The sequence below is a fragment of the Metallibacterium sp. genome (assembly GCF_054637675.1).
In genome coordinates, this window is the sequence record NZ_JBTSRB010000058.1 from 1 (window position 1) to 15,776 (window position 15,776).

The window sequence follows — 15,776 nt, forward strand, 5'->3', positions numbered from 1 at the left end:
GCCTCCTGGGAAACAACATCACCACAACGTGACGCTCCGCTCGGCGCGCGGCGGGCTCACGCGAAGTGTCCGGCGCTGACGCTGTCGCCGCGCATGAAGTGTTCCTGCAAGTACTTCTCGCCTTCGTCGCAGAACAGTGTGACCACGGTGCGCAGCTCGGGATGACGTTCGCGCACGCGGCGCGCAGCCAGCAGGTGTGCACCCGAGCTGGGGCCGCAGAACAGGCCATGGCGGCGCGCGAGATGACGCATCGATTCGATGGCCTCGCTGCTGGAAACGCTGAGCATCTCATCGACCATGCTGGCATGACGCTGGAAAATGCCCGGCACGAATCCATCCGAGATGCCCTCGATCTGGTGCAGGGCGATTTCGCCGCACAACAGCGTGCACGATTCCGAGGGCTCCATGGCGAACAGACGTATTGCAGGATTGACCGCACGAAATGCCTGGCCGACGCCGATCAGGGTGCCACCGGTGCCAACGCCAGCCACCAGCGCGTCAGGCACGCGGCCAGTCGGCAGTTGCGCCAGGATCTCTGGGCCCAGCACCCGGCGGTTCTCTTCGACATTCCATTCCGAATCAAACTGACGCGGGCAGAAATGACCCGACTGCCGACCCAATTCCCGCGCCTTGGCCAGCGCATCGTTGACGTGGCAGCGCCCGCAGAACAGCACCTCGGCGCCATAGGCGCGCGAGATCGCCACGCGCTCGCTGGACAGACCTTCCGGCATCACCACCAGCATGCGGTAGCCCTTGACCGCGGCGACCATCGCCAGGGCATTGCCGGTGTTGCCGCTGGTGGCCTCGACGATGGTGTCGCCGGGCTTGAGCAGACCCTCGCGTTCGGCGCGCTCGATCATGTATTTGGCGATGCGCGCCTTGATCGAGCCGGAGGGATTGAGGAATTCGAGCTTGGCGTAGATACCCTCGATCTCGAGTAACGGCGTGTCGCCGATCGCATCGAGGATGCTGGCGGAGACACCTGCAAAGCGCGTATTCACGGGTGTTTTCTCCGGGCGTCAGCGTGACGCCGCATGCGCCTGTTGCATGGTGTCGAGGGCCAGCACCGAGTGCGCATAGGCGCCGCCGGCGCGCATCTCCGCGGCGACCCAGACGGCCTCCATGATTTCCTGCTCGCTGGCACCGTGCTTGAGCGCGGCCTCGGTGTGGCCACGGATGCAATAAGGACATTGCGTGACGTGCGCCACCGCGACCGCGATCAATTGCTTGGTCTTGCCCGGCAACGCGCCGTCGGCAAAGACCTGGGCGCTGAAGGCCTTGAAGGCATCCAGCGTGGCTGGTGCCAGCTCGCGGCGCTTGCGTGCCAGCTCCGCGCTGGCTTGCGGGTAGATTGGGTGTTCCATGATGCTCTCCTTCGGGAAATACGGGGATCGATCAGGGCGACCGCCGCGCCGAGGCGCGTCGGCCAAGCGTCCACGACGGTGGATCGCTGGCCGGGAAACTATCCGCCAGCGTGTCATCGAGCAGGCGCTCGCGGACATTCCGCGCGCCCTTCACCGCGCGCGGCGGTGTCGCCACTGTGGACGTCGGATGCGTCCCATGTGCCTGCTGGATCGCGGGATGGCGCGAATGTGCGGTTTGCTCGATCGGCGACATGATGGACCTCCTGCGCGGCAGGCGTGCCGCGCGTGGCAACGTCGGAACCCGGACGGCTCCTTCGACTTACAGACCCACATTGTTGTGCTCCAGCACGCGCTCGGCGCGATAGCTCGAGCGCACCAGCGGCCCGGCGACGGCTTCGACAAAGCCTTTGGCCAGTGCCAGATCGCGATAATGGTGGAATTCTTCGGGCGTCACGAAACGCGCCACCGGCAGGTGGTTTGGCGACGGACGCAGGTATTGCCCCAGGGTGACAATATCGACCTGCGCGGCGCGCAAGTCATCGAGGGTCTGCTCGATTTCGACATCGGTCTCGCCCAGCCCCAGCATCAGACTGGACTTGGTCAGCGTGTCGGGCGCGTGCCGCTTGGCGAACTCGAGCACACGCAGCGTTTGCGCGTAGCCGGCGCGCGGATCGCGCACCTGCCGGGTCAGGCGCACGACGGTTTCGAGGTTCTGCGCGTAGGTGACCAGCCCAGCATCCAGCACGTTCGCCACCGCGGCGAGGTCGCTGGCAAAGTCGGGCGTCAGCGCCTCCACCGCGACCGCCGGCGTACGCGCATGGATGGCGCGGATGCAGGCCGCGTAATGCGCCGCGCCGCCATCGGCCAGATCGTCGCGATCGACCGAAGTCAGCACCACGTATTTCAGTCCCATCAGCGCAACGGCCTCGGCCACACGCGGCGGTTCCATGGCATCCAGCCAGCCGTGCGGGTTGCCGGTACTCACGGAACAGAATCTGCAGGCGCGGGTGCAGACCGCGCCCATCAGCATCAGGGTCGCGGTGCCGCGACCCCAACACTCGGCGATATTGGGGCACTTCGACTCGGCGCACACCGTGTGCAGGCCGCGGCCGTGAACGATGCCACGTACCTTGTCGTAGCCCGCGCCGCTGGGCAGCGCGATGCGCAACCAGGGCGGCTTGCGATCGACGTCGGGCACGCTGCTGCGCGCGTGCGGGCGCAATCCGCCCTTGACCGCACGGGTGCCCTCGGCGGTGACATATTTGCTGCCATCGCGTGGCACGAGGGCGGGATCGGACTGATTCATGAGAGTCGACCGGAATGGGCGCAGGGCGCGATGAGCGTGACGGGCAAGGACGTGTTTGCCTGGCGCGTGCTGCGCGCCAGCGCGCGCTGGTAGTACTGCTCGATCTGCGCGTTGGCGAATGCCGGCACCGCATCACCGGGCCGCGGGTCGCGCAGGACATAAAGCGTGCTGCAGTAGGGACAGCGCTCGCGGCCGCTGAGATGAATCGGCAGATAGACGCGCGGATGCACATCCCACAGGCTGCGGTCCGGCATGGGGCAGCCCAGGGGCAGATCGGTCCAGGAGATTTCGCGGATGCGCTCGCTCGCGCCAACCGGCTGTCCGCTGACCGGATCGATGGCGCCATCGAGTTTTTGTGTGGTCATGATTTCAGCGCTCCAGATACGGCAACTTGTCGGCCACGCCGTTCCATTGCTCCGCATCCGGCGGCGCGGCGATCTTCTTGTCGATCACCGGCCAGCGCGGTGCCAGTTCGGCATTGATCTGCGCGAAGTGCTCCTGGCCTCCGGGTACATCCTGCTCGGGAAAAATGGCCTGTGCCGGACACTCGGCCACGCACAGCGTGCAGTCGATGCACTCGATGGGATCGATCACCAGAAAGTTGGGGCCCTCGTGGAAACAGTCGACCGGGCACACCTCCACGCAATCGGTGTATTTGCACTTGATGCAGTTGTCGGTGACGACGTGGGTCATGGCAGGCTTCTGGAACGTGGCGCGGCATGGCCGGGCCAGCACGCGACATGCCGCACGCGCCGCGCATCGTGGCCTGGCGCATGTGCGCTCACCACGGCACGCGCGGCGCCAGGCGGTGCAGCAGCGCGTTGAATTGACGCTCGCCGTGCGCATCGTCGTGACGCAAGCTCACACAGGCCTGCCCGGCGAAACGGCAGGCGGCGTCGACCTGCCCGGCCGCAGCCAGGGCTTCCAGACTGGCCAAGAGAATGCCGACCAGCCCCGCGGACGCGCCTTGCGCTGCGCGCGCGCGCTGGGCATTCGTTGCCGGCGTCGTATGGCTCATGCCGCGCCCTCCTCGGAGATGCCAAAGTGCTGCTTGGCTGCGGAACTCATGTTTTGCGGCGACCAGGGCGGCTCGTGCGTCATCACGACCTCGACCGAGGTGACACCCGCCACCTGCGTCGCGCCGTGGCGTGCGCCTTCCTGCAAATAACTGGTGGCCGGGCAGCCACGCGTGGTGGTGGTCATCAGCACGCGCGCTGCACCCGCCGCGTCGACGGCGATGTCATAGATCAGCCCGAGATCGACGATGTTGTAGCCCAGCTCGGGATCGATCACGACACGCAGCGCCGTGCGGATGCGTTCGGCCACGGACACGAGGTCGGCGCTGCTCATGACGTGCTCCGCGCCTCGGCGCCAACGCGCACCAGGATGCGATAAGTGCTCCCGTCCGACTCGAATCCGCCGCGCCAGGCATGGCCACGCTGAACCAGCTCCGGCAGCAGGAATATCGGCTCACGGCACAGCAGTGCCGCCAGCACTTCACCGCGCCGCATCGATTCCAGTGCGGCCAGGATGCGCACCATCGGCTCGGGCGGATCGAGATCGCGGTGGTCGAGCGTGATCGCCGGCGCGGGCCAGGCCTGCGCCGCGTTGTCATCGTCCACTGCGGGCGCAGACGCATCCACAGCGATTGGCGCGGGCGTGAACAGCACCTCCCAGTCGCCATCGCCGATCTCGCGCGCGCTGTGCGTATAGCCCCTGGAGCCCCAGCACGCTCAACAGCGGTGTTGGCTTGAATGTGGCCAGCAGGCGCAGGCCCTGATCGGGCTTCAACGCAACGACGCTCGCCATGATGTGCTCGAACGGCTCGCCGCCGCGCTTCAAGATCGGGCGTACGTCTAAATCGACGAAGTCAGTCATCATCAACCTCCTGTGGTGGGGCGCGCATCAAGCGCGGCGAACACAAGCGCCGGGCGGCGGCTGCCGTCGGGAAAGCGCACGGGCGCGGGCACGTCGATCAGACGGCGCGCGCGGATCAGTTGCACGGTGATGCCGGCTGTTGCGATCAATTGCAGCGCCGCCGCCACGCGAAACAGGCCCGCCGCATGGTCCAGCAGCGCGCCGGTGCCGATCCAGACCGCCGCGAAATACAAGGCGAACCACTTGCGCGCGTGCTGCTCGGCGACCAGATCCTGCACGCGCGGCGTGGGCGCCCTGCCCAGCACCGGGCCATAGCACTCCAGCCAGGTCAGGAACGGGATGATCTTGTAAAGCATGGCCAGACCGAGCCCGGACAGCCATCCGAACAGAATCAGAAAAACCAGCGCACCGGCGTTCCGCGTCAACGATTCCGTGCCCGCCAATACGATCAGCAGCACGGCGGCGATTGCCAGCGAGGCCACGGCCGCCGCGGCCATCCGGCTGTTGAGCTCGATCACGCGGCGCTTGCGCGTGCGGTACAGGTGCACGAGGTCATGCACATACAGGGCGATTGCCGGCAGTCCCGGCAATGCCGCGACGGCAAGTACCGCAGCAATGCCGTGATCGAATCCGATCACGACCGTGCCGCCGAGCACGCTCACGCCCAGCGCGCCCGCGCCGAACAGCAACACCGCCCGCGTACTGCGCCGGTCCGACTCGGGCGCGAGCATGAACATCGCCAGCAAGCGATAGCTCACACCCATGGCGGTCAGGCTGAGCCAACCGCCCAGACCGGCAATGATGTGCAGCGGCAAACCATAGGCGAACAGGCGCACCGCGAACGGCGCGGTGACATCGGCGCCCAGCACCAAGGCGAAAGTGATGCCCAGCGCGACCGTGGCGACCAGACTGAGCAGGCCCACGACCACGAAACGCGCCGGCAGCGTCAGCGGACGCGCCGAGGCAAGGGTACGGCCGAGATTCCACAGCACCAGTCCGAAGCCCGTGGCGAGCAGCGTGCTGGCGATGGGAAACAGCACCCGATGCGCGCTCAGACTGCCATCCAATCCCAGAAAACCTGACAGCAGCGTCAACAAACCCGCCACCAGCAGCAGCAAGGTGATCAATGGCAGTTGTGGATGGCGCAGCGGCTTGGCCACCAGCACCGGCACGAACTGGAACAGCGCACCGCACAGCAACAGGCTCAGCCATCCCAGCGTGACCAGGTGCACCAGCACCAGCGTGGAGGGAGCGGCCAGCACGGCGTTCGGGTAGCCCCAGCCCAAGCTCATCAGGATCTCCGCCGTCAGTAGCGCGACCAGGGCTGCGGCAAAGTAGGTCATCGTCCAACGTGAGAGTGAAACGCCAGCCACGACAGGTTTCCTCGGATGGATGTGGCCGGGCCGCTTTCCGGCTCGGCCGCACTTTCATGCAACGCGCGGCTCAGGCGGCGCGCGCGAACTTGCGAATTTCGACGCGCCACACCTGCGGGCCGTTTTCCACATACGTCCACGAAAACTGCCGCGGATACTCGGCCTCGAGCTGGTAATACAGCGGCTTGGGGTCGTGATCGTTGACCAGCACGAAAGCTCCGCCCGGCGTGAGCGCGGCAACCAATTCGAAGATCCTGGCGTGGCGTTGCGCGGGGATCAACGGACGCACATCGATCTCGGGCGCAACAGAAGTCGGGGTGGCTTGAGACATGGCTTCATCCAAGTGTTGGGGAATGTGTGACAAGGGCTGCCGTATTTGCGCGCGCAAGTGACATGACACGTGCTGCAGCAAGGCAAGGTTAGGCTTCGTAACATGTATTGTCAATGCCTCTTTAAACACAGTCCAAACCGTCATGCAGCGACGACACAAACCGTCGTGACAGGAGCAGGCGCCGCGCCCGGTGCGCCGCGGATTCAGCTTGCGCCGATGGCGTGCCGCATCGCGATCTGGGCGCGCAGGCTGTCCCGGTCACGACCGATGCTGACCACGGCCCGCACGCTGCCATCCAGCAAATAGCGGCACAGATAACTGCCGGAAGCCGGATCGCCCTCTTCTTCCTGCGCATCCCAGTGCGTGGCATGGCCCACGTAGCTGAGGGTCAGATCGCCGTGCTGGCTCCAGAAAAACGGCACCTCGAGAAAAGGCTCGACAAAGCCCAGCATGTTGCGTGCGGCGGCTATGCCCTGTGCCTGCGCCAGCGCCCAGTGTTCGATGCGCTGACGCTGGCCACCGCGCGCGTCGGGCCAGTTGGCCACGTCGCCCGCGGCCCAGACATCGGCGACGCTGGTGGCGAGATAACGATCGACCACGATGCCATTGTCGACGCGCAAACCGGCCTGCTCGGCCAGCGCGACATCGGGGCGTACGCCCACGCCCATCACCACCAGGTCGGCGGGCAACAGCGCACCATCGTCGAGTTCCACCGCATGGGCATGGATCGCGGCGGGCTTGCGGCCGAGATGGAACACCGTGCCCAGCGCCTGGTGCACGCCGCGCAGGTGATCGGCCAGGCGCGCACCGAACACGCGCTGCAGCGGACGCGTCTCGGGCGCGATCACGTGCACCTCGATGGCGTGTGCGCGCAGCGCGGCCGCCACCTCCAATCCGATGAAACTGGCGCCGATCACCACCACGCGTCGCGCGCCGCGCGCGATGGCGGTCAGGATGGCCTGCGTATCGGCCAGACTGCGCAGCACATGAACGTGCGTGGCGTCCGCGCCGGGAATCAACAGCCGAATCGGTTGCGCGCCGGTGGCCAGCAACAGCGCGGCGTATTCAAACTGGCGCCCGTCGCTGCACGTGACGCGACGCGCGGCCGTATCCAGTGCCGTGGCGCGTGCACCGGGCAGCAGCCGGATGTCTTGTTCTTGCCAATACTCGGCGCCGCGCAGCGGCAGCCACTCCGGCGGCGTCTTGCCGGCCAGATAATCCTTGGACAGATTGGGCCGGTCGACCGGCGTATCCGGCTCAGCCGCCAGCAGGGTGATGGATCCGGCATGACCGGCGCGGCGCAGCTCCGTGGCGGCGGCTTCGCCGGCGGCGCCAGCACCGACGATCAGCACGCTGGCCGGATTGCGCGGTGGCGGCGCGGGCCGCGGCGGCATGCGTGGCACGGTTACGAACACCCGACCGTCGCGTTCTTCCACCGTGTAGCAGCGCAGCGGATTCAGGCCCGGGGCACCCAGCACCATGCCGCTGCGTAGCGAAAAACAGGCGTGATGCCAAGGACAGTACACGCGTTCGCCATCCACCACGCCCTCGGCGAGTGGGCCTGCGTAATGCGTGCAGGTGGCCGAAACCGCGTCGACCCGGGTCCCACACCGCACCAGAATCACTGCTTCGCCATCGACGTGACCCAATAGCGGCTGGCCTTCGGTCAACTGGTCCCGTGCCACGCCCCGGCGCAGATCAGGGCCGTCGAGATGCTGGGTTTCGTTCATGGTGTTACCTCCGGATGCCGATGAATGGGGCTCTATCGTGGACAATCTGGGCAGTGCCGATAACGCCACGCATCACGGCGACCGAAAGTCGCATGGCGTTACCCAACGTAACCGGCATCGGAGGCTCACGGCCCGCTCCATTGGGGCGGCATCGCACTGTTGATGCGCGAGGTGGCCAGATTGCGGCAACTTGTCGAGTCTGCACTTCTGGACGTGCGTGCTTATGAGGCGCAGAGGTTACGGCAACCGCGCCATCACCGCCTCGGTCAGACGGGCGCAGCGCCGGCCCATGAACGGGAATGCCTCGCTCAGTGTGTCCGCCAGCGTTGCCTGCAACGAAGCGCGTAGCAAACGGCGCGCGCGATGCAGACGGGTCTTGATTGTTTCCGGTTTGATCCGCAACTGGATGGCTGTTTCTTCCACCGTGCATTCTTCGAGTTCGCGCATCACGTAGACCGTGCGGAGCGTCTCCGGCAATCCATCGATGGCGTGTTCGAGCAGATGACGGATCTGCGCACGGGCGGCCGACACGGCCGGATCCTCGTTGCCAAACCTGGACGGGAACTGGATGATCTGGTGGGTGTCGTCGGGCGCCGCGTCGATCTGCTCCAGCCCAACCATGCTGTGGCGCTTGCGCAGCCGGCCGCGCGCCTCGTTCAGCACGATGCTGGTCAGCCAGGTCAGCAGAGTCGAATCACCGCGGAACGAATCCAGCTTGTGATAGGCGCGCAGGTACGACTCCTGCAGCACATCCTCCGCTTCCGCATCCTCTCCTACCACGCTGCGCGCGATGCGGAACAAGCGCTGGTTGCAACGCTGCATGATGTAGTGGAAAGCCTCGCGCTGACCGCTGCGAACGAGCGCCACCAGCGCGTGATCGTCCAGCGCGGCGTAATCGATGGGTGTTGCATGGGCATGGACTGACATGGTGATTCCTTGTACACCTGATGAGATGCAGCCGCCGTCCTGAGGTTCCCGCTTCAACCGGCGAGCAGCGACAGGATTTCCCGCCGCTGTGGTTCCTGCGCGAACTGCCCGAGCAAGCGCCGGGTCAGCATCGCGACCCCGTGCAGGCGTACGCCGCGTGAGGACATGCAGTCGTGGCTCGCCTGGACGATCACTGCCACGCCATGCGGTTGCAGTACATGGGCCAGCGTATCGGCGATCTCGGCGGTCAGCCGCTCCTGGATCTGCAGACGCCGCCCGCAAGCCTCGACCAGCCGCGCCAGCTTGGAAATACCGACCACCCGACGGTTCGGCAGGTAGGCGATGTGCACCACTCCGCGAATGGCCGCCATGTGATGCTCGCACGTCGACTGCAGCGGGATGTCGCGCAACATGACCAGGTCATCGTAGCCGCCGACCTCCTCGAACGTGCGCTTGAGCAAGCTGGCGGGATCCTGCCGGTAGCCAGAAAACCATTCCTCGTAGGCGCGTACCACGCGGGCCGGCGTCGCCCGCAGACCCTCGCGTGATGGCTCATCGCCGGCCCAGCGGATCAGCGTGCGCACCGCAGCTTCCGCCTCGGCCCGCGACGGACGCCGTACTTCGGGAATACCCGCAGGCGCCACGGAAACAGCGGAAGACATGACCAGATCGGATTCGAGCATGGCTGCGGATTCGGTAGTGAATGACACCGATCCGATGCAGCGACCGCGCACGAGGTTCCCGTCATCGGTACGCCCGTGGAAGCCATCGGCGCCATGCGCCGGAACCTGCGCGCCGCTGCTGCATCACATAGGCGCCGGCAAGACATCGGAGCCGTCCGCTCGCTGCACTTGCCGCGTCCGCTCATCCACCCATAGGAGAACGATCATGTTCAAGAAAGCGAAACTATTTGCGGTCCTGACGGCGCTTGCGGTCTCCCTGACCGGCCTCGCCACCGCGTTCTACGGTAGCGCGGCGTTAGCCGCGACCCCGAACATGCAGGGCATGAACTGGTTCGGCGGCCCGGTCTACGACGGTAAACCGAACCTTGAGGTCACCGCGGCGCTGGTCGATGCCGGTGGCGGCGTCGAACATTTCAGCTTCCAGCAAGCACTGGTGTCGATGCTGGGCGAAAAGACCGTGCATGCTGAGGTCGGCAAGTTGACCAAGCAGTACGGCTCCAAGAAGGTCAATGACTGGATCGCCGCGATGGATTTCTACGTCACCGACGGGCTCAAGCGCGCCACGGCGATGGGCATCAATCTGCCCACGGCACCGGCCGATCTCAAGGGTGCGACGCTAGCCAGGCGACTGGTCAGCGAGGGAACCGACCCGCACGGTGTGTTCTGGGCCGGCTGGCTGTTCGACCATCTGCTTTCGCATGATATTCACGACATGGTGATGGCCGACTTGCAAGCCGCGCACGGTCGCCCTTATGACGAGAACGGGCACCGCATCACCAATCAAGCAATGTACGACGTGGCACAGGCGCTGGGACTGAAGAAGGTCAAGCTGGCCTCCTTGCACTGAATGCGTAGGTGCGCGCAGGTCACGGCTCCCGATCTGCGCCCGCATGTTGTCCGCGAGGCTCCGGCGCGCTATCGCGTAGACCGGGAGCGACCCGGATACAGGCGACCGCTGACGATGCCGTCATCAGGAAACACCGTAGCGCAAGACGAGGAGGGTGGACTGGTCCCGTGCCACGCCTTGGCTCAGATCAGGGCCATCGAGATGCTGGTTTTCGCTCATGGCGTTACCTCCGGATTTCGCGGAACAGCCCTTTTTCCTCACGCTCGAAATGGTGTTCGAGTACATGCTGATAGGGCAGATGTCGATCTAGCAAATCCAGGCGGCACGCCGCATCGGACACATGCGCAGGCAGCGGATTCAGCAGCGCGCATAGCGCATCAAGCATCGCGTCGAGCTTGCGATGCTCGGCAAGATAGGTCGTGGCGGGCCAGCGCGCTGACTGGGGCAGATAGGGAATCCATTCGTTTTCCTCCTCGGCCACATGCGCATCCTGCAGTGCGCGCAATTGCACCAATCGCGAGTGTGCTGTGTCGACGGCGCCTTCCAGCAGCGCCAGGCGTGCCTGCTGCAGCAGATCCAGCATGTCGCGATGCTGCAATGCGAGGGCTTCAGGCGCGTGCACGAGCCGGCGCCGAGGTGATTGGCACGGGATCGTTAGCGGGGCCAATCGACAGGTGGCCAGCTTCTTCCAGGCGTTTGAGCAGCACGTGGAAATACACCAGCCCCGCATAGGGTTGCCAACGCCGCATCAGCGCTGCGGTGGCTTCGGCATCGAGCCGCGGCACTCCCAGCCACGCCGCCAAATGCTTGTGCGCCCCCACGTCGTCGACGGGAAACACAGCGAGTCGGCCCAGGCCGCGCAGGGCCACGTACTGCGCGCTCCAGCGCTTGATACCGCGCAGCGCGCTGAGCATACGCATTGCGCCCGCATCATCGGCCACTTCGAGCGCGGCGGCTGTCAGCTTGCCTCCGGCGAGATCTCGCGCCAGGCCGGTCAGATAGCCGGTCTTCTGCTGGCTGAAGCCCAGGGCGCGCAGCGCGGGGGGATCGGCATCGCACAGATCCTGCGGACGCGGGAAAGCAGGCAACTCCGGCGCCAAGGGATGCGCCGGCCCGAACTGCGCGCTGAGACGGCCCAGCAAGGCGATACCCGAAGCCAGACTCACCTGCTGACAAGCCACCGCATTGGCCAGCGCCTCGAACAGCGTGGCGAAGCGTGGCGGCTTGAGCCCGCGATAGCGCAGCACCAGCGGCCCCAGATCGGGATCGCCAGCAGCCTGCGCATAAAAGCCCGACAAATCGACATCCAGTCCCAGCATCCTCCGCAGCATGGCGACAATGTCCTCGCGCCGGGCCGGATCATCCGCGGCAACGCCATGCAACCGCACCTGCAGCCTGGGCTGCTGCGTGCTGCCGCACTGATGCACTTCGGCAAGCACCGCGCCCGCATGGCTGCCGAAGCTGCGCCGATAGACGCCGCTCTGCCAAGTGTCGATGCGATTGCCGGGCTGGCGCCGCAGCGCCCAGACGGTCAAGTCCAGGCGGAACGGCGCGCGCGCTTCAAGCCGCAGTTCCATGGCGGCGCAGATAGCTCAGCAGCGCCACCGCGTTGTTGTGGGCCTCGTCCCTGGCGGCATACAACAAGGTGACATGCGGATGCCCGGCCAGCACGCTGCGCAATTCGCGCACGACCTCGGGCTGGGCGTCGAGTTCGGCGAAATAACGCTGCCGAAATTCATCCCAGCGCGCCGGATCGTGCGCGAACCAGTGGCGCAAGGCGTCGCTGGGCGCCACCTCGCGCAACCAGTGCCGCACGGCGGCCTTGTCCTTGCTCAAACCGCGCGGCCACAGGCGATCCACCAAAATACGCACGCCCCCTCCAGGTGCCGCGGCGGCGTACACCCGCTGGATCGAAATCCGCGTCATGGCGCGCTCCATCAGTGCGATGCAATGCATACACGCACACGCGCAATCGGCATGGACCGCGCTTGCGGTCGCGCGCAAACATGTAATATGCGTGCATCATATAGCGCACTTCGAGACCACGCAAACCATGCCGGGCGGATACAAGGAGCCATCATGCGACTGACCAACTTCTCGGATTACGCCCTGCGCGTGTTGATGTACGCCGCAGCGCAACGCGAGCGTCTGATCACCATCGAGGAAACCGCGCAGATCTATGACATCTCGCGCAATCACCTGATGAAGGTGGTCAATGCGCTGACGCGCGCGGGGTATCTGAAAGCCGTGCGCGGCCGCGCCGGTGGATTCACGCTGGCCAAGCGCCCGGACCGCATACGCATCGGCGCCGTGCTGCGCTTGACCGAGCCCGACTTCGCGCTGGTGGAGTGCTTTTCCACGGACAACCACTGCCTGATCGCACCCGCCTGCCGCTTGCGCGGCGTATTGCGCGAAGCCCTCGCCGCCTTCGTGGCGGTGCTCGATCGCCACACCCTGGATGATCTGCTGCTGCATCCCGAGGACTTCGGATTGCAGCCGGCCGCTTGAGCCGCATGCGTATCGACACCGCGCAACACCGTCGAGCCCACACTTGGAATCCGCGCCATGAATCGACCCGAAGCCGGGCGCAAGCCACGACCGATCGCCGCAAGCCTCGAACACGGGCGAGCGAACCCGCGCGGCATCTCGCCATCCATGGCGCAGATACTGGCCGCCGCGCCGCATCGCATGATGTTCTTTGCCGGCGCCACGGCGGTGCTGCTGAGCATGCTGTGGTGGACACTGGCACTGGCCGCCGGAACCTGGAGCTGGGCGCACTGGCCGCAAGCGCCGATTCCGACGATCTGGGCGCACGCGATGCTGGCGCAGTACGGCATGCTCGGGCCTTTCATCTTCGGCTTCACGCTGACGGTGTTTCCACGCTGGAGCGGTCAGCCGGAACTGCGCCGTGGCGCCTACGTGCCGGTATTCATTGGCGTGTTCGGCGGCTACGTGCTGGCTGTGATCGGGCTGCTGGACCTGCGTCCGCTGCTGCTCGCCGGTTTCGCGCTGCTGCTTGCAGGCTGGCTGTATGGCATCACGCGCCTGCTCGGCGTGCTGCGCGCGGCGCGCTCGCGCGACCACTGGGCGTGGTCGATCCTCGCCGCGCTGACGCTGGGCGCACTCGGCCTGGCGCTGTTCCTGGCCTTTCTGCTGGGCGCACCTGGCGCACTGGCGCTGGCGGCGATCCGCATCGGCACCTTCGCCTTCCTGCTGCCGGTGTTCTTCAGCGTGATCCATCGCATGCTGCCGTTCTTCTCCAGCAGCGTGATCGCGGGTTATCGCGTGGTACGGCCCACGTGGTCGCTGCCCGCGGCATGGCTGCTGTTGCTGGCCCATCTGCTGTTGGGCGCACTGGATCAGCCGCGCCTGCGTGCACTGAGCGATGCCCTGCTGGCACTGTTGTTTCTCGGGCACTGGATCGCCTGGCAACCCTGGAAGGCGCGCCGACCGGGACTGCTGAGCGTCCTCTACCTGGCCTTTGCCTGGTTGCCGCTGAGCTTCGCGCTGTTCGCGGTGGGCGGCCTGTACGGTGAAGGCAACTATGGCGCCTGGGACATGGCCGCATTGCACGCGCTGACCGTGGGCTTCTTCGGCTCGATGCTGGTGGCGATGGTGACGCGCGTGACACATGGCCATTCCGGTCGACCGCTGCGCATGGGCGCGATTCCGTGGTTCACCTTCCTCGCACTGCAAGCGGTGGCGATCGCGCGCGTGGTCGACTCGCTGGCGGGCTACGGCGCGCTGGCCTACACCCTGACCGCCGCCGCCTGGGTGGCTGCGTTTCTGCCGTGGGCGCTGCGTGCGGCGTGGATTTATCTGACACCGCGGCGCGATGGCCGCCCGGGCTGAACCGCAAAATGCTGTGTGGGGCGAAAGAACTTATCCGGTGCGCGATCGCGCCAACGCGACGAGATACGACATGGCATTGGTGAACTGGTTTCCGCAAATCCTGGCCGCGCACGTGGGCGCGGTGGTCATCTCGGGCACGCTGTTCACGCTGCGCGGGCTGGCGCGCATGGCCGATTGGCGCATCGCCAATCACGCCGTCGTGCGTTATTTCTCGTACCTCAACGACACCGTGCTGCTGGGGGCGGCGATCCTGTTGACCGTGATCGTGCACCAGTACCCACTGCTGGACGCGTGGCTGACGGTGAAGGTCGCGCTGTTGCTGGTGTACATCGCGTTGGGCGCGATCGCGCTCAAGCGCGGGCGCACGCCGCAGGTGCGCGCCGCGGCCTACGTGGCCGCGCTGGCGACTTTCGGCTTCATCGTCAGCGTGGCGCTCACGCAGAACCCCTGGGGCGTGTTCGCGCTGCTGGGCCGTTGATTACCGCGGCGTCGAAACCGCGCGCGAATCGCCCAGCACGCGATTGAGCATATCGGCCAGGCGCTTGCCGGCGATGCGCAGTTGCCGCTCGGCGATCGGGCGCTCGCGCTCGATGTAACTCTGGCCGATGACGTGGCCTTGCGGATACACGCCCTCGTTCATCACCACCTTGCAGGATTCCTCGGCCCACTGCGCGGGCGGATTGTCCAGCGGCGCGATCGGCGCCGGCAGCGTCACCGGTCCCTGTTTCTGCAGCAGCGCGGCGTAGCCACGCGCATCCAGATGGCGCGTGGACAGCAGGCCCGAATCCCATACGCGATGCAGGTTGCTGCCCTCGCCTTCGAACCGTACCTGGTAGTCGTTGGCGCCGCGGTCCTGCAAGTAGCCGGCGTGCAGCGGCTGGTTGACGTCGCCGACGAAATGCACGACGAAATTCAACGCCTGCGCACGCTCGGCTTCCGGCAGGCTGCGGTTGCCCAGGATCGCGGCGTAGTGCGTGATCGCTGCGACCACGCACTGGCCGTCGGGGCAGTCGAACGCGGGTTTGTAATCGCAAGAGCCGTGCATGTTGACGTAGTGCAGCGGCGAGGTGGCCTTGCCCAGCGCGGCCTGCGCCGGATCGTCGCGCAGCGTGTCGGCCCAGTTGGCGATGTCGGCCATGCTTTGCATGTGCTCGCTGGCCAGCAGCGCATCGACCTGCGCGCGTGCGCCCGGCGCCAATTGCGCGTCGGCCAGATCGGCCACGATGCGATGCCCGAGCGGACCCCAAGCGAAGGCCGGCGTGGTGGCCAGCAGGCCGAGGCACAGCAGGATGCCGCGATGGATCGAGCGCATGCGAAGTCTCCGGATCAATGCACACCAGTGTGGCATCGCGGCGTGGCGTGGCGCATCGCCCGAAGGTCACGTTGCCGATAAGATTGCGTTTCCGCAATCCGCCTGAGGACGCTCGTCATGCCCATCAAGGTCGCCATCAACGGCTACGGCCGCATCGGCCGCAACATCCTGCG

The 15,776-nt window shown here is 66.1% G+C and carries 23 protein-coding genes; 4 read left to right on the top strand and 19 right to left on the bottom strand.

The window, feature by feature from the left end:
• Window positions 1–56: 56 nt before the first annotated feature.
• From ACYDAT_RS13695 to folE, 15 genes are all read right to left on the bottom strand, one after another.
• Window positions 57–1,001, bottom strand: coding sequence for a PLP-dependent cysteine synthase family protein (locus tag ACYDAT_RS13695; protein WP_461450745.1), 945 nt, complete (start codon window positions 999–1,001; stop codon window positions 57–59).
• An 18-nt stretch (window positions 1,002–1,019) separates the two neighbouring features.
• Window positions 1,020–1,364 (bottom strand): carboxymuconolactone decarboxylase family protein, encoded by a 345-nt coding sequence (locus tag ACYDAT_RS13700; RefSeq protein WP_461450747.1) that lies wholly within the window; start codon window positions 1,362–1,364, stop codon window positions 1,020–1,022.
• Between the two features lie 31 nt (window positions 1,365–1,395).
• The gene (locus ACYDAT_RS13705; RefSeq protein ID WP_461450749.1) at window positions 1,396–1,617 is read right to left on the bottom strand and encodes a hypothetical protein; all 222 of its coding nucleotides are present in this window, start codon (window positions 1,615–1,617) and stop codon (window positions 1,396–1,398) included.
• Between the two features lie 66 nt (window positions 1,618–1,683).
• Window positions 1,684–2,670 (bottom strand): lipoyl synthase, encoded by a 987-nt coding sequence (gene lipA, locus ACYDAT_RS13710; protein WP_461450751.1) that lies wholly within the window; start codon window positions 2,668–2,670, stop codon window positions 1,684–1,686.
• Window positions 2,667–3,035 carry a zinc-finger domain-containing protein gene (locus ACYDAT_RS13715; protein WP_461450753.1) on the bottom strand — a complete coding sequence of 123 codons (369 nt, stop codon included), beginning with the start codon at window positions 3,033–3,035 and terminating at the stop codon, window positions 2,667–2,669. The genes lipA and ACYDAT_RS13715 overlap by 4 nt, the downstream gene beginning before the upstream one ends.
• Window positions 3,036–3,039: 4 nt before the next feature.
• Window positions 3,040–3,363, bottom strand: a complete 324-nt coding sequence (gene fdxA, locus ACYDAT_RS13720) for a ferredoxin FdxA (protein WP_461450755.1) — start codon at window positions 3,361–3,363, stop codon at window positions 3,040–3,042.
• 88 nt (window positions 3,364–3,451) lie between these two features.
• Window positions 3,452–3,688 (bottom strand): hypothetical protein, encoded by a 237-nt coding sequence (locus ACYDAT_RS13725; protein WP_461440211.1) that lies wholly within the window; start codon window positions 3,686–3,688, stop codon window positions 3,452–3,454.
• Window positions 3,685–4,020 (bottom strand): metal-sulfur cluster assembly factor, encoded by a 336-nt coding sequence (locus ACYDAT_RS13730; RefSeq protein ID WP_461441474.1) that lies wholly within the window; start codon window positions 4,018–4,020, stop codon window positions 3,685–3,687. The genes ACYDAT_RS13725 and ACYDAT_RS13730 overlap by 4 nt, the downstream gene beginning before the upstream one ends.
• On the bottom strand, window positions 4,017–4,292 hold the full coding sequence (locus ACYDAT_RS13735; RefSeq protein WP_461450757.1) for a DUF2249 domain-containing protein: 276 nt from the start codon (window positions 4,290–4,292) through the stop codon (window positions 4,017–4,019). The genes ACYDAT_RS13730 and ACYDAT_RS13735 overlap by 4 nt, the downstream gene beginning before the upstream one ends.
• On the bottom strand, window positions 4,282–4,548 hold the full coding sequence (locus tag ACYDAT_RS13740) for a DUF2249 domain-containing protein (RefSeq protein WP_461450759.1): 267 nt from the start codon (window positions 4,546–4,548) through the stop codon (window positions 4,282–4,284). The genes ACYDAT_RS13735 and ACYDAT_RS13740 overlap by 11 nt, the downstream gene beginning before the upstream one ends.
• A gap of 2 nt (window positions 4,549–4,550) precedes the next feature.
• Window positions 4,551–5,891, bottom strand: a complete 1,341-nt coding sequence (locus tag ACYDAT_RS13745) for a hypothetical protein (RefSeq protein ID WP_461450761.1) — start codon at window positions 5,889–5,891, stop codon at window positions 4,551–4,553.
• A gap of 100 nt (window positions 5,892–5,991) precedes the next feature.
• Entirely contained in the window at window positions 5,992–6,252 is a 261-nt protein-coding gene (locus tag ACYDAT_RS13750) for a DUF2249 domain-containing protein (protein WP_461440207.1), read from the bottom strand.
• A 203-nt stretch (window positions 6,253–6,455) separates the two neighbouring features.
• On the bottom strand, window positions 6,456–7,982 hold the full coding sequence (locus ACYDAT_RS13755; protein WP_461450763.1) for an FAD-dependent oxidoreductase: 1,527 nt from the start codon (window positions 7,980–7,982) through the stop codon (window positions 6,456–6,458).
• A 237-nt stretch (window positions 7,983–8,219) separates the two neighbouring features.
• A complete protein-coding gene (locus ACYDAT_RS13760) occupies window positions 8,220–8,909 on the bottom strand; it encodes an RNA polymerase sigma factor (protein ID WP_461450765.1) in 690 nt (229 codons plus the stop codon).
• Between the two features lie 53 nt (window positions 8,910–8,962).
• Window positions 8,963–9,571 carry a GTP cyclohydrolase I FolE gene (gene folE / locus ACYDAT_RS13765; protein WP_461450780.1) on the bottom strand — a complete coding sequence of 203 codons (609 nt, stop codon included), beginning with the start codon at window positions 9,569–9,571 and terminating at the stop codon, window positions 8,963–8,965.
• 226 nt (window positions 9,572–9,797) lie between these two features.
• On the opposite strand from folE, the gene ACYDAT_RS13770 reads away from it, so the two are divergent.
• Window positions 9,798–10,439, top strand: a complete 642-nt coding sequence (locus tag ACYDAT_RS13770) for a hypothetical protein (RefSeq protein WP_461450767.1) — start codon at window positions 9,798–9,800, stop codon at window positions 10,437–10,439.
• Between the two features lie 223 nt (window positions 10,440–10,662).
• Here the strand turns inward: ACYDAT_RS13770 and ACYDAT_RS13775 are convergent, their stop codons facing one another.
• The 3 genes from ACYDAT_RS13775 to ACYDAT_RS13785 are packed head-to-tail and all read right to left on the bottom strand — an operon-like array spanning window position 10,663 to window position 12,365.
• Window positions 10,663–11,061 carry a hypothetical protein gene (locus ACYDAT_RS13775; RefSeq protein ID WP_461450768.1) on the bottom strand — a complete coding sequence of 133 codons (399 nt, stop codon included), beginning with the start codon at window positions 11,059–11,061 and terminating at the stop codon, window positions 10,663–10,665.
• Complete coding sequence (locus tag ACYDAT_RS13780) at window positions 11,048–12,016, bottom strand: DNA-3-methyladenine glycosylase 2 (protein ID WP_461450770.1); 969 nt, start codon at window positions 12,014–12,016, stop codon at window positions 11,048–11,050. Before ACYDAT_RS13780 ends, ACYDAT_RS13775 begins: the two co-directional genes overlap by 14 nt.
• Window positions 12,000–12,365 carry a DUF488 domain-containing protein gene (locus ACYDAT_RS13785; protein ID WP_461450772.1) on the bottom strand — a complete coding sequence of 122 codons (366 nt, stop codon included), beginning with the start codon at window positions 12,363–12,365 and terminating at the stop codon, window positions 12,000–12,002. Before ACYDAT_RS13785 ends, ACYDAT_RS13780 begins: the two co-directional genes overlap by 17 nt.
• Window positions 12,366–12,518: 153 nt before the next feature.
• On the opposite strand from ACYDAT_RS13785, the gene ACYDAT_RS13790 reads away from it, so the two are divergent.
• From ACYDAT_RS13790 to ACYDAT_RS13800, 3 genes are all read left to right on the top strand, one after another.
• A complete protein-coding gene (locus ACYDAT_RS13790) occupies window positions 12,519–12,947 on the top strand; it encodes an RrF2 family transcriptional regulator (protein ID WP_461450774.1) in 429 nt (142 codons plus the stop codon).
• 57 nt (window positions 12,948–13,004) lie between these two features.
• Complete coding sequence (locus ACYDAT_RS13795; RefSeq protein ID WP_461450776.1) at window positions 13,005–14,291, top strand: NnrS family protein; 1,287 nt, start codon at window positions 13,005–13,007, stop codon at window positions 14,289–14,291.
• Between the two features lie 70 nt (window positions 14,292–14,361).
• Complete coding sequence (locus ACYDAT_RS13800; protein ID WP_461439686.1) at window positions 14,362–14,769, top strand: SirB2 family protein; 408 nt, start codon at window positions 14,362–14,364, stop codon at window positions 14,767–14,769.
• Here ACYDAT_RS13800 and ACYDAT_RS13805 read toward each other — a convergent pair whose 3' ends face one another.
• Window positions 14,770–15,603, bottom strand: coding sequence for a S1/P1 nuclease (locus ACYDAT_RS13805; protein ID WP_461450778.1), 834 nt, complete (start codon window positions 15,601–15,603; stop codon window positions 14,770–14,772).
• Window positions 15,604–15,776: the final 173 nt, after the last annotated feature.